This window comes from Streptomyces sp. NPDC027962 (assembly GCF_055566095.1).
Window position 1 is genome coordinate 116,975 of record NZ_JBVHTA010000008.1, and the last position, 12,753, is coordinate 129,727.

The 12,753-nt window shown below is 70.8% G+C and carries 12 protein-coding genes; 8 read left to right on the forward strand and 4 right to left on the reverse strand.

The window, feature by feature from the left end; translation table 11 throughout:
• Positions 1–124: 124 nt before the first annotated feature.
• Positions 125–2,257: a choline BCCT transporter BetT gene (gene betT, locus ACZ4SA_RS10510; RefSeq protein WP_468272118.1), complete on the reverse strand. Its 2,133-nt coding sequence runs from the start codon at positions 2,255–2,257 to the stop codon at positions 125–127.
• A gap of 437 nt (positions 2,258–2,694) precedes the next feature.
• On the opposite strand from betT, the gene ACZ4SA_RS10515 reads away from it, so the two are divergent.
• Positions 2,695–2,892 carry a hypothetical protein gene (locus ACZ4SA_RS10515; protein ID WP_468272119.1) on the forward strand — a complete coding sequence of 66 codons (198 nt, stop codon included), beginning with the start codon at positions 2,695–2,697 and terminating at the stop codon, positions 2,890–2,892.
• A gap of 67 nt (positions 2,893–2,959) precedes the next feature.
• Here ACZ4SA_RS10515 and ACZ4SA_RS10520 read toward each other — a convergent pair whose 3' ends face one another.
• Positions 2,960–4,756, reverse strand: coding sequence for an AMP-dependent synthetase/ligase (locus ACZ4SA_RS10520; RefSeq protein ID WP_468272122.1), 1,797 nt, complete (start codon positions 4,754–4,756; stop codon positions 2,960–2,962).
• 291 nt (positions 4,757–5,047) lie between these two features.
• Here ACZ4SA_RS10520 and ACZ4SA_RS10525 point away from each other — a divergent pair, with 291 nt between their 5' ends.
• The 6 genes from ACZ4SA_RS10525 (at position 5,048) to ACZ4SA_RS10550 (ending at position 9,971) form a co-directional block, all read left to right on the forward strand.
• Positions 5,048–5,815, forward strand: a complete 768-nt coding sequence (locus tag ACZ4SA_RS10525; RefSeq protein WP_468272361.1) for a metallophosphoesterase family protein — start codon at positions 5,048–5,050, stop codon at positions 5,813–5,815.
• Positions 5,816–5,931: 116 nt separating this feature from the next.
• A complete protein-coding gene (locus tag ACZ4SA_RS10530; RefSeq protein ID WP_468272123.1) occupies positions 5,932–6,381 on the forward strand; it encodes an SRPBCC family protein in 450 nt (149 codons plus the stop codon).
• Entirely contained in the window at positions 6,381–7,625 is a 1,245-nt protein-coding gene (locus ACZ4SA_RS10535; protein ID WP_468272126.1) for an ArsA family ATPase, read from the forward strand. The genes ACZ4SA_RS10530 and ACZ4SA_RS10535 overlap by 1 nt, the downstream gene beginning before the upstream one ends.
• A gap of 74 nt (positions 7,626–7,699) precedes the next feature.
• Positions 7,700–8,143, forward strand: a complete 444-nt coding sequence (locus ACZ4SA_RS10540; protein ID WP_468272129.1) for a DUF5304 domain-containing protein — start codon at positions 7,700–7,702, stop codon at positions 8,141–8,143.
• Between the two features lie 65 nt (positions 8,144–8,208).
• Entirely contained in the window at positions 8,209–9,150 is a 942-nt protein-coding gene (locus tag ACZ4SA_RS10545; protein ID WP_468272131.1) for an ROK family glucokinase, read from the forward strand.
• Positions 9,151–9,218: 68 nt separating this feature from the next.
• Positions 9,219–9,971 (forward strand): endonuclease/exonuclease/phosphatase family protein, encoded by a 753-nt coding sequence (locus tag ACZ4SA_RS10550; RefSeq protein ID WP_468272134.1) that lies wholly within the window; start codon positions 9,219–9,221, stop codon positions 9,969–9,971.
• A gap of 428 nt (positions 9,972–10,399) precedes the next feature.
• Here the strand turns inward: ACZ4SA_RS10550 and ACZ4SA_RS10555 are convergent, their stop codons facing one another.
• Positions 10,400–10,951 (reverse strand): hypothetical protein, encoded by a 552-nt coding sequence (locus ACZ4SA_RS10555; protein ID WP_468272137.1) that lies wholly within the window; start codon positions 10,949–10,951, stop codon positions 10,400–10,402.
• Positions 10,944–11,750, reverse strand: a complete 807-nt coding sequence (locus ACZ4SA_RS10560; protein WP_468272139.1) for an alpha/beta hydrolase — start codon at positions 11,748–11,750, stop codon at positions 10,944–10,946. Before ACZ4SA_RS10560 ends, ACZ4SA_RS10555 begins: the two co-directional genes overlap by 8 nt.
• Positions 11,751–11,961: 211 nt before the next feature.
• On the opposite strand from ACZ4SA_RS10560, the gene ACZ4SA_RS10565 reads away from it, so the two are divergent.
• Positions 11,962–12,747: a lysophospholipid acyltransferase family protein gene (locus tag ACZ4SA_RS10565; RefSeq protein WP_468272141.1), complete on the forward strand. Its 786-nt coding sequence runs from the start codon at positions 11,962–11,964 to the stop codon at positions 12,745–12,747.
• Positions 12,748–12,753 lie beyond the last annotated feature (6 nt).

The following is a 12,753-nucleotide window of genomic DNA, read 5'->3' on the forward strand; positions in this document are numbered from 1 at the left end:
AGTGCTGAGTGCTGAGTGCTGAGTGCTGAGCGCTTGAGCGCTGGTTCGACGCCCGGCCACGGGCTCGACGGCCTCGGGACCCGGCTCGGCCCGGCGACCGGGCCGAGCCCGCGCCGCCCAGGCGTCAGAGGCCCTCCTCGGACGGCGCCTCCGCCGTGTCCGGCCGGTGGTCGGGCATCGAGGAGCGGGCGGTCGCCTCTCCGTGGAGACGCAGGAACTCCAGGTGGCGCTCGTACTGGTCGAGGATGTTGCCGATGAGCTGTTCCTTGCTGTAGCCCATCACGTCGTAGCCCTGGCTGCCGTCGACCAGATGAACCTCGAAACGCACGTACGTGTCGTGTTCGCTGATCATCCGGATGGCGAACGCCGGGGTGGGCACCTCGATCGGCCGCAGGTGGTAGATGAACAGCTCGTTGCCGCCCATCGGGACCCGCAGTTCCATGTTCGGAAGTCCGCTCTCCTTGTCGGTCCCCTCGACGACGGACGCCTCTGCCCCCTGCCGGTTCAGCTCATCCGCCACGTCCTGGAACGCGGGGTGACAGATCTCCTCGACGAATCTGACCGCCGCCCGATGGCTGGGGAAGCTCATCGCCCGTGTCAGGCGGCGCCGCCAGTTCCACTCCGGACTCCGGCCGCGGTGCGCGGTCCGCCCGGACAGCGACGACGGCAGGGTGGTGGTCAGGGCGTCCTCCCGCATCCGTTCGATGCGCAGGGCCTTGTACAGGCCCCAGATGATGAGGAACATGACGAACGAGAACGGCAGGCCCATGATGATCGTCGCGTCGGTCAGCGCTGCCACCCCGCCGACCAGCAGCATGGCGAGGGTGAGCAGGCCGGTCGCCCCCGCCCAGAAGACGCGCACCAGGGCCGGTGCGTCGGTGAGCGGGGTGCGCAGGTGCGAGCTCAGGTTGGCCATCACCAGTGCGCCGGAGTCCGCCGACGTGACGTAGAGCAGCAGGCCGACGAAGGTGGCCAGGCCGGCGCTGAACGTGGCGCCGGGGAACTGCGCGAGCAACTCGTAGAAGCCCTGTTCAGGGGTGTTCGCCGCGGTTTCGCCGAACTCGATGTTGCCTGACCGCACCAGGCCAAGCGCGCTGTTGCCGAAGATCGACAGGAAGGTCAGCGTGAACAGGAACGGGATGATCAGCGTCGCGGCGACGAACTCGCGCATGGTGCGGCCCCGCGAGATCCGGGCGAGGAACAGCCCCACGAAGGGCGCCCAGGCGATCCACCAGGCCCAGAAGAAGAGGGTCCAGGCGTTGAGCCAGTCGGTCGGCTGGTCGTAGGCGAAGGTGTTCAGCGTCATCGAGGGAAAGCGGCTCACGTAGTCGCCGATGTTGAGGATGAGGCTGTTGAGGATCCGGAGCGGACTGTCCACGAAGAGCACGTAAAGCATCAGGATGATGGCGAGGACGACGTTCAGCTCGGACAGCCGCCGGATGCCCTTGTCGACACCCGCCACGGCGGACACGGTGGCCATGACCACGGCGACGGAGATCAGACCGATCTGCGCGCCCGTGCCCTGGGGGACGTCGAAGAGGAAGGTCAGCCCGTAGTTGAGCTGCACGACACCGATGCCGAGGGACACCGAGATGCCGAAGACCGTGCCGATGATGGCCGCGAGGTCGACGGCGTCGCCGATCCGGCCGTGAATGCGCTTCCCGATGATCGGATACAGCGCGGACCGGATCGCCAGCGGGAGGTGGTAACGGAAGGCGAAATAGCCGAGTGCCATGCCCATCAGCGCATACATCGCCCAACCGGTGATGCCGTAGTGGAACAGGGTCCACACCACGGCCTGGCGCGCCGCCTCGACGGTCTCCGGCGGGCCCTCCGGCGGGGCGAGGTAGTGGCTGACCGGGCCGGCGACGGAGAAGAACATCAGGTCGATGCCGATGCCCGCCGCGAAGAGCATGGTGCCCCAGGCGAACAGCCCGTAGTCGGGGGTGGAGTGCTGCGGCCCCAGCTTGATGGATCCGTACCGGGACACGGCCACGTACACGACGAAGACCAGGTACAGCGTGGCGGCGAGGAAGTAGTACCAGCCGAACACCGAGGAGATCCAGTCCACCACCACGCCGATGGTGCGCTCGGCCCCGGAGGGGGTGAGGATCGCCCAGATCGAGATGGCGAGGATCAGCACGGAGGACCCGAAGAAGACGACGGGCTTCAGCCGGCTTTCCCTTCCGGGGCCCGTCACCGACGCCGCCGGATCCGGTCGTCCTGGTGCGTTTGTGTTCTCTCCGTCGATCGACACGACGCTCTCCTGGGTGCGGTGGTGCCGGTGGGAAGCGACTGTGGCCGGCCACGGGGGCTTTCAGCCCGCTGAGATCCGATCGCGGGCCGACGGCTCCCTGGGGGAGGCCTTCGCATGCGCGGCGGGTCGTACGAGAGACGCCAGGGTGCCGCAGCGCCGACCGGTGCCCGGCCGTGGGGTCGGGGCGGAGCGCGCCGGGCCACCGCAGACGGTGATGTGGTCGTACTCCGTCCGGCTCATGCCGCTCCTCGGGTTCGCACTGCACTGCCAAGCGTCAGGCGCCAAAGGTATGCAAGGGTGATATCCGGCGCACCACGGCATAGCGGCATATGGCTCAACCGGGGCAGCACCGCGAAGTCCGGTCCGTTCGGCGGCGGACGGCGGACCGGTCGCGTCCCAAGGGTGCGTACGGGCGCTTCAGAGCCGGGGACCGGTCCGTGGTCCGCGCTGTGGAGGAGGGCGGGCGGCGGGGACGCGTCGGCCGCCGTGAGAACACCCGTCTGCCGGCCGTCGGAGTGAGCACGGCACGTCGGCCGACGCTGCCGCAGCGGGGGAGGTGTCAGCGCCGCGACGGCTCGGCGGCGGCGCACGACGCCTTCGGCGGCGGGTCGGCCGGCCGGGTGGCCGCCGGGTGAAACAGGACGAGCAGGGCGGGCCCGGTAGCGGGCGCCAAGTCGGCGAGCGCAGCCGGGCCGCCCCTCGTCAGGCCCGGTAGATCGTTTCGATCTCGTCCGCGAAGTCCTTCGCCACCACATTCCGCTTCAGCTTCAGCGACGGCGTGATGTGCCCCGCCTCCTCGGTGAACTGCGTCGGCAGAATGCGGAACTTCCGTACCGACTCGGCCTTGGACACCGCCGCGTTCCCGTCGTCCACCGCCTTCTGGATCTCGGCCTGCAGCTCCGCGTCGTCGCGCAGCGTCGCCGCCGTCGAGCCGGCCGGCTTGCCGTGCTCCGCCGCCCAGCGGGCGAGGAACTCCTCGTCGATGGTGACGAGCGCGGCCACGAACGGGCGGCCGTCGCCGACCACCATGCACTCCGCGACCAGGGCGTGCCCGCGGATGCGGTCCTCGATCACGGCGGGGGCGACGTTCTTGCCGCCCGCCGTCACCAGGATCTCCTTCTTGCGGCCGGTGATCGCGAGGTAACCGTCCTCGTCGAGCGTGCCGACGTCGCCGGTGTGGAACCAGCCGTCGGCCAGCGCCTCCGCCGTCGCGCTCTCGTTGTTCCAGTAGCCGGCGAAGACGTGCTCGCCGTGCAGCAGCACCTCGCCGTCGTCTGCGATGCGGACCACCGAGCCCGGCAGCGGCTGGCCGACCGTGCCGATCTTCTGCCGGTCCCACGGGTTGAACGCGGTCGCCGCGCACGACTCGGTCAGGCCGTAGCCCTCGAGGACCGTGAAGCCGATGCCGCGGAAGAAGTGGCCGAGCCGCTCGCCGAGCGGCGCGCCGCCGGAGACCGCGTACTCGCCGCGGCCGCCCAGCACGGCGCGGAGCTTGCTGTAGACGAGCTTGTCGAAGACCTTGTGCTTGAGCTTCAGGCCGAGCGGCGCGCCCTGCGGGCTGCCGATGGCGCGGCTGTAGGCGATGGCCGTGTTCGCGGCCTTGTCGAAGATATTGCCCTTGCCGTCCGCCTGGGCCTTGGCCCGCGCCGCGTTGTAGACCTTCTCGAAGACGCGCGGCACACCGAGGATGAGCGACGGCCGGAAGGAGGCGAGTTCGTCGGTGAGGTTCTTGATGTCCGGCACGCAGCCGAGCTTGATCGGCGCCATCACGGCCGCGATCTCGACCATGCGGCCGAAGACGTGCGCGGCGGGCAGGAAGAGCAGCACCGAGCTCTCGCCCGTACGGAACAGCGGCTTCAGGCGCTCGACCAGGTTGCCGCACTCCGCGAAGAAGGCGCGGTGGGTGAGCACACAGCCCTTGGGGCGGCCCGTGGTGCCCGAGGTGTAGACGATCGTCGCCGGGTCGTCCGCCTTCGCGGCCGCGCTGCGCTCGTCGACCACGGCGTCGGTGACGTCCGCGCCGGCCGCGGTCAGTTCGGCGATCGCGCCCTTCTCGATCTGCCAGACGTTCCTCAGTTCCGGCAGCGACCCGCGCACCGACTCCACGGCCGCGGCGTGGGCCCCGTCCTCGACGATCACGGCGGCTGCCCCCGAGTCGCCGAGGATCCACTGCACCTGCTCCGCCGAACTGGTCTCGTACACCGGCACGGTGACCGCGCCGGCGCTCCAGATGGCGAAGTCCAGCTGGACCCACTCGTAGCGGGTGCGCGACATCAGGCCGACCCGGTCGCCCGGCCGGATGCCGGCGGCGATCAGGCCCTTGGCGGCGGCCAGGACCTCGGCGAGGAACTGGGTGGCGGTGACGTCCGTCCAGGTGCCGGCAACCTTGCGGCCCATGACTGCCACATCTGGATGCTGCGCGGCATTGCGGCGGATGAGATCCGTCAGGTTGCCGTCCGTGGGGACCTCGTACAGGGCCGGAAGGCTGAACTCGCGCAAGACTGCTGCTCCTCATCGGGCGCCGGTGCCACGGCTCTGTGTGACGCACCGGATGCGGTCCAAGATCGGGCGGGTGCTCGGTGGGGGTGAGCACGACTGGACTGCCCGGACGTTACCCACGAGTACTCAGTTCCCGATAGGGGTTCCCGGCCAATGTTCCCTGCGTCACACATCGCTGGCCGGACCTCGCGCAAAGTATTCCACTCCGCGGAGGCCGGGTGAGTAACCGCAGGTAAACCCCCTCTATCCAGAGGTCAGCGGGTCGTCCTAGGGTGATCGGTCATGCGAGGCATGCGAGTCAATGTGGTCAGCGACGTGCACGGCAATGCAAAAGATCTCGCCACCGCGGGTGACGGCGCCGATGCCCTCATCTGTCTCGGTGACCTGGTGCTGTTCCTCGACTACGCCGACCACTCGCGCGGCATCTTCCCCGATCTCTTCGGCGTGGAGAACGCCGACCTGATCGTGGAGCTGCGCACTGCCCGCCGTTTCGAGGACGCACGTGAACTCGGCCGCAGGCTCTGGGCGGAGCTCGGCACGGACAAGGGGACCGCCATCGAGTCGGCGGTACGGCGCCAGTACGCCGAGATGTTCGCCGCCTTCCCGACGCCGACGTACGCCACCTACGGCAATGTCGACATTCCCGCCCTCTGGCCCGAGTACGCCCGCCCCGGTACGACCGTCCTCGACGGCGAACGCGTCGAGATCGGCGGCCGTGTCTTCGGCTTCGTCGGCGGCGGACTGCGCACCCCGATGCGTACGCCCTACGAGATCTCCGACGAGGAGTACGCCGCCAAGGTCGAAGCGGTCGGCGAAGTCGACGTGCTCTGCTCGCACATCCCGCCCGAGGTGCCCGAGCTGACGTACGACACCGTGGCCCGCCGTTTCGAGCGCGGCAGCCCCGCGCTGCTGGACGCCATCCGGCGTACCCGGCCCCGGTACGCGCTGTTCGGCCATGTCCACCAGCCGCTCGTCCGCCGGATGCGAATCGGCGCGACGGAGTGCGTGAACGTGGGTCACTTCGCGGCAGGCGGGCGGCCCTGGTCGCTGTCCTGGTGACGCGGGGCGCTCGGCGGGGCCCCTCCGCGGGGCCCTCACTGACCGGCGGCCGGGGCGCGATAGCCTGCACCCCACACACTTGCCCGGTCCGTACCGCACTGTGAGGAGCCGCAGCGATGGCGGAACACACCAGCTCGAGCATCACGATCGATGCGGCGCCGGCCGAGGTCATGGGGGTCATCTCCGACTTCGCCCGCTACCCGGAGTGGACCGGCGAGGTGAAGGAGGCGGAGGTGCTCGCCATCGACGCCGACGGCCGCGCCGAACAGGTCCGCCTGGTGCTGGACGCGGGCGCGATCAAGGACGACCACACCCTCGCCTACACCTGGCACGGCGCCAACGAGGTCAGCTGGACCCTCGTCAAGTCGCAGATGCTGCGCGCCATCGACGGCTCGTACCGGCTCGCGCTGGCCGGCGACGGCGACCGCACCGAGGTCACCTACCAGCTCACCGTCGACGTCAAGATCCCGATGCTCGGCATGATCAAGCGCAAGGCCGAGAAGGTCATCATCGACCGTGCGCTCGCCGGCCTGAAGAAGCGCGTCGAGAGCGGCGCCGGCGCCTGATGCGCAGGGTCCTCGTCACTGGCCTCGGCGGCGCGGGCCGCACCACCGTCGCCGCCGCCACCGCACTTTCCGCCGCCCGTGGCGGCCGGCGCACACTCTTTCTCTCCGCCCACCCCGGTGAGGTGCTCGGCGTCCCGGTCACGGCGCCTCTCACCGCACCGGACGAGATCAGCGGCAACCTGTGGGCCGCCCGCATCGACGCCGGCACGGACTTCCGCGCCGAGTTCCTCGACCTTCAGGAGCGCGCCTCCGCGGCGCTCGACCTGCTGGGAGCGGCCCGGCTTGAGGACGAGGAGCTGACCTCGCTGCCCGGCAGCGACCAGTTCGCCCTGCTGCGCGCGCTGGTGCTCACGGCCGGCGGCGACTGGGACGTGGTCGTCGTCGACATGCCGCCGCTGCCCGAGACGATCGCGCTGCTCGCCCTGCCCGAGGAACTCCGCCGCTATCTGCGCCGGCTTCTCCCGCAGGAACGCCAGGCCGCCCGCGCGCTGCGCCCGATGCTCGCCCAGCTCGCCGGCGTACCCATGCCCGCGCAGTGGCTGTACGAGACCACCGGCCGCTGGGACACAGAGCTGGCCGGCGTGCAGTCCGTGATCGAGTCCCGTGGCACGACGCTGCGGATCGTCGCCGAACCGGGCCCCCGGTCCGCCGCCGCCCTGCGCACCGCCCGGACCGGGCTCGCGCTGCACGGTCTGCGTGTCGACGCGCTCGTGGCGAACCGGAATCTGCCCCAGGACCCGGCGGACCCCTGGCTCGCGGGCCTGCTCGCCCAGCAGGAGAAGTGCCTGCACGAGTGGTACGGCTCCTGGGGGCCCGCCACGCCCATATGCCGGGTACCGCACCTCGGCCGCGACCCCCAGGGCCACGACGACCTGGCGCTGCTCGACGCGGATCACGGCCCCGCCGGCGAACCCGGCCTCGGCCCCACCGCCGGGCCGCGCGGAGGGCTTGCTCCACCCGGACCGGAGGGGGACGGTGACGAACTCCGCGCGGACCAGCCCGGCAAGCGGTACGCCGAGGGCGACCTCTTCGTGTGGGAACTGGAGCTGCCCGGCGCCGTCAAGGAAGAGCTCTCCCTTGTCCGCCGAGGGGATGAACTCCTGATCGACGCGGGGTCCTTCCGCAGGATCCTGCCCCTGCCGTCCGCGCTCCGCCGCTGCACCGTGGCCGGGGCGGGCCTCACGGACGGTGTGCTGAAGGTCCGCTTCACACCGGACCCGGCACTGTGGCCACGAAGCCGCTGAACGGTCTACCGCCGTTCGGGTAACGTCGAGTGCACAAGCCCTTGAAACCCCTCGAACGGCCCCAGGAGCACGTCATGAGCGAAGCGACCGAGCGCCCCGACGCCGACGCCTGGGCCGCCGCCTGCGAAGAGGACCTCCAGCAGGAGCAGGCCCGCCGTCGCGCCCAGTACGGCCAGCCGCAGGGTTCGGCCGCCGAGGAGTTCCGCAAGCTCTTCGACGTCGTCGCGGACAAGCTCTCCTCGTTCCAGTCCTCGCTGCCCGGCATGGCCGCACAGAGCACCGTGCAGCAGTTCTTGAACCAGGCCAAGTCCGCAGTCGAGCCCGTCATCGAACGAAACCCGCAGGTCTTCGACCATCTCGCGGCCGCCGGCGGCGAACTGCTCGCCGCCTACCGGTCCGCCGTCGAAGGCCACGAGCGCCGCTGGACGCAGCGTCCGTCCGGCACGGGCGACATCAAGGACGCCGACGACCCGCGCGACGAAGGCCCCGGACCGAGCGAGCACATCGACCTGGACTGACCAGGGCATGCCCGGCCTCGGGTACGGTTGGCCTTAGCGGGGCTCGACCGAATACTGAGGGACACATGGGACTCACCATCGGCGTCGACATCGGCGGCACGAAGATCGCGGCGGGAGTGGTCGACGAAGAGGGCACCATTCTCGAGACGCACACCGTGCCCACCCCGTCGACTCCCGAAGGCATCGTCGACGCGATCTGCTCCGCCGTCGCGGGAGCCGGCCAGGGGCACGACATCGAGGCCGTCGGCATCGGCGCCGCCGGATACGTCGACGACAAGCGCGCCACGGTCCTCTTCGCGCCGAACATCGACTGGCGCCACGAGCCGCTCAAGGACAAGGTCGAACAGCGCGTCGGCCTTCCCGTCGTGGTCGAGAACGACGCCAACGCCGCCGCTTGGGGCGAGTACCGCTTCGGCGCCGGCCAGGGCCACGAGGACGTCATCTGCATCACCATCGGCACCGGCCTCGGCGGCGGCATCATCATCGGCAACAAACTGCGCCGCGGACGCTTCGGCGTGGCCGCCGAGTTCGGCCACATCCGGGTCGTCCCCGACGGGCTGCTCTGCGGCTGCGGCAGCCAGGGCTGCTGGGAGCAGTACGCCTCCGGCCGCGCCCTCGTCCGGTACGCCAAGCAGCGCGCCAACGCCACGCCGGAGAACGCGACGATCCTCCTCGGCCTCGGCGACGGCACCGTCGACGGTATCCAGGGCAAGCACATCAGCGAGGCGGCCCGCCAGGGCTGCCCGGTCGCCGTCGACTCCTTCCGGGAGCTGGCGCGCTGGGCCGGCTCCGGTCTCGCCGATCTTGCTTCGCTGTTCGACCCGTCGGCGTTCATCGTGGGCGGCGGCGTCTCGGACGAGGGCGACCTCGTGCTCGACCCGATCCGCAAGTCCTTCCGCCGCTGGCTGATCGGCGGCAGCTGGCGTCCCCACGCCCAGGTGCTCGCCGCGCAACTGGGCGGCAAGGCAGGTCTGGTGGGCGCGGCGGACCTGGCCCGCCAGGGCTGACACGTTGTACGCCAGGTGCCCGCCGCGTCCTTTGAGGATCGCGGCGGGCACCGACGTATCTTGCTCCCATGCCGATCACCGCACTGCCCAAGTCCCGCACCGAGCCGGACGGTTCAGCCGTGATCCGGGTCCTGAGCTACAACATCCGCTCCCTGCGCGACGACGAGGAAGCGCTGGCGCGAGTGATCCGCGCGTGCAGGCCCGACCTCATGTTCGCGCAGGAGGCGCCGCGCTTCTTCCGCTGGCGCAAACATGCGGCACGGCTCGCCGCCGTGACCGACCTGATGATGCTCTCCGGCGGCGCGACGGCGGCGGGGCCGCTGCTGTTGTGCTCGCTGCGGGCGACGGTCGAACGGACCGAGGACCTGCTGCTGCCCCTCAGGCCCGGCCTGCACCGGCGAGGCCTCGCCACGGCGGTCGTACGGTTCGGGGGCGCCCGGGTCGGGATCGTCAGCTGCCATCTGAGCCTGCAGACGGACGAGCGCTACGCACAGGCGGGGATGGTGCTCGACCGGGTGAAGGCGATGGACGTGCCGCACGCGGTCGTCGCGGGCGACATCAACGAACGGCCGGACGGGCGCAGCTTCCGGCGGCTGGCGGGGGAGCTCCAGGACTGCTGGGCGGTCAGGCCGTGGGGGGCGGAGCACACGTCGACGGCGCTGGATCCGCACCAGCGGATCGACGCGGTCTTCGCGACGAAGGGGGTGGAGGTGCTGGGGTGCGGGGTGCCGCGGGGGCTGCCGGGGGTCACCACGTCGGACCTTCGCTCGGCGACTGACCACCTGCCGGTGCTGGCGGCGATGCGGCTGTCGGCGACGTAGGGGGGCGCTGCGCGGGCCGTTTCCCCACGCCGCCCCATCCCGAACCGGGGCCCCGCCCCGGACATCGGTGCCGGACCCCCCGGACCCCCCGGACCCCCCGGACCCCGGTACCGCGCTCCGCGCGGCGTCCTCAATCTCCCCCTACGGCCTGGCGGGCGTGGTGAGGTGCCTCCAGACGGGTCGGATTGCCGCTGTGCGGCGCCCCGACCCCGCCGGCACGTCCGGTCAGGGGCGGGGCAGAGCCCCGACACGGCGGGCAGCCCCGTCGGCAAACGGGGTGCGGGTGCGGGGCGATGCCCCCGAACGGGCCTGCGGGCTCGCGCACCGCCCAGGGCACATCCAGTCGGCCGGAGACGCAGGCCGGCCCCGGGGCCGGATCGCGTGCTCAGGAAACGCGGGCCGAAGGACCCGCGGCGGGCTCCCGCGCGTCAGACCACCGCGCCGCGGCCGGGGTCGTCCGGCATGTCGTCGTCATGGGACATCCGGGCCACCAGCGTCGCGAAGCCGCCGAGGAAGCCGCCGACGCACAGCGTCGTCAGCCACCACGTCATGTCCCAGCTCAGCACCACCGCGACCAGCATCAGCACCGGGCCGCCGATCACCGCCAGCCAGGCGAACTTGGCGGTGACGTCCGCTTCCGGCAGCGGGGGCGGCTCCGGCGGCACGAAGTGGCCCTCGTCGCTCTCGTCGAGGTCGTCGTCGCTCGGTTCTGCGACCTGGTAGTCGCGGGGGCCGCCTACGCCCGGCGCGAAGGTGATCGAGCTGCCCAGCGCGGGCTTGTCCTCGCCGGGCTGCTTCGCCGACGGCTCCGGGGACTCGTTCACGTCGCTCTCGAGCAGGGCCAGGTCGTCCACCGACTTGAACGGCTTCGCTCCCGGAGGGTCGGCCGGCTCATCGCCGTACCCGGCGACGATGGCAGCCCAGGCTGCCTCCTCGTCGATCGGCTGCGGCTCGCGGTCCGCGTCGTGCTGCTCAGCCACCGGTCGTGCTCCCTCCCAAGGCTTCCGTCGTGGGGGACCCCGTGGTCCCCGCACCCGGAGCGAGCCGGCCGATGAACGCGTAACTCTCCTCGAAGATCCGCTCCGCATCGTGGTCCAACGTCGCCACGTGGTAGCTCTGTTCCAGCAGGATCTCCGTGACGTCCGTGGAGGAGACCCGGCTCAGGATCCGGGCCGAGTCCGCGGCCGGCACCACGTGGTCCTCGGGGCTGTGCAGCAGCAGCATGGGCTGGGTGACCTGCGGCAGTTCGCCGTCGACCATGCGGAAGAACTGCCGCACCGAGTGCGCGGCGTGCAGCGGCACCCGGTCGTACCCCAGCTCCTCGACGCCCTCCTTGGCGATGTCGCTGGTCAGCCCCTTGGTGGACGGCACCAGGTGGCGCACGACGGGCAGCACGGCCGCCATCGCGCCGTGCACCTTGTTGGCCGGATTGACCACGACGATGCCCCGGACCGCGTCGCCGTGCTTGGCGGCGAGCCGCAGCGTCAGGGCGCCGCCCATCGAGAGGCCGAAGACGAAGACCTGATGACACCGCTCGAGCAGCGTGCGCAGTTCCCTGTCCACCTCCGCGTACCAGTCCTGCCAGCCGGTGACCTGCATGTCCTGCCAGCGGGTGCCGTGGCCCGGCAGCAGTGGCAGGGACACCGTCAGTCCCCGCTCCGCCAGGTACTCGGCCCAGGGCCGCAGCGACTGCGGGGATCCGGTGAAACCGTGGCAGAGGAGGACGCCGACCTCGCCGCCGTCGTGGCGGTAGGGCTCGGCTCCAGGAATGACCGGCACCGGAAGTCTCCTGTTCGTGAGGTGTGAGACGTGCGTGGGTGGATGGGAGGGGCGAAGCGGTGTACTTCACGGTACGCGACCGCACCGACACCGACCAGGGCCGTTCGCGCACCGGCGGCACGGATGTGAGGGCCGGACTCGGCCCCCGCCACGGGAGGCGGGGGCCGGCCTCGGGTTAAGGTCTGTTCGACAGCAACAGGAGGCATTCGAGTTGATCTACGGCGCCATGAAGTTCTCCATCGGAGGCTCGCTGAAGCTTGCCTTCAGGCCCTCGGTGGAGGGTCTGGAGAACATTCCCGCCGAGGGTCCCGCGATCCTCGCCAGCAACCATCTGTCGTTCTCGGACTCCTTCTTCCTGCCCGCGGTGCTCGACCGCAAGGTCACCTTCATCGCGAAGGCGGAGTACTTCACCTCGCCCGGCGTGAAGGGCAGGCTGACGGCCGCGTTCTTCAAGGGCGTCGGCCAGCTGCCCGTGGACCGCTCCGGGGCGCGCGGCGCTGGTGAGGCGGCGATCAAGGCCGGTATCGACGTGATCGAGTCCGGTGGTCTGTTCGGCATCTACCCGGAGGGCACCCGCTCTCCGGACGGCCGTCTCTATCGCGGCAAGCCCGGCGGTCTCGCCCGTGTGGCGCTGGCCACCGGCGCTCCCGTGATCCCCGTCGCGATGATCGACACCGAGAAGATCCAGCCGCCCGGCAAGGTGATCCCCAAGCTGATGCGCCCGGGCATCCGGATCGGCAAGCCGCTGGACTTCAGCCGCTACCACGGCATGGACGGCGACCGCTTCATCCTGCGTTCGGTGACCGACGAGGTCATGTACGAGATCATGAAGCTGTCCGGCCAGGAGTACGTCGACATCTACGCGACCGCCGCGAAGCGCCAGATCGCCGACGCTCAGAAGGCCGAGAAGGCCGCCAGGGCGGAGGCAGAGAAGGCGGAGAGGGCCAAGGCCCAGAAGGCCGACAAGGAGAAGAGGGCGCAGCGGCCGGCCGCCTAGCCGGTT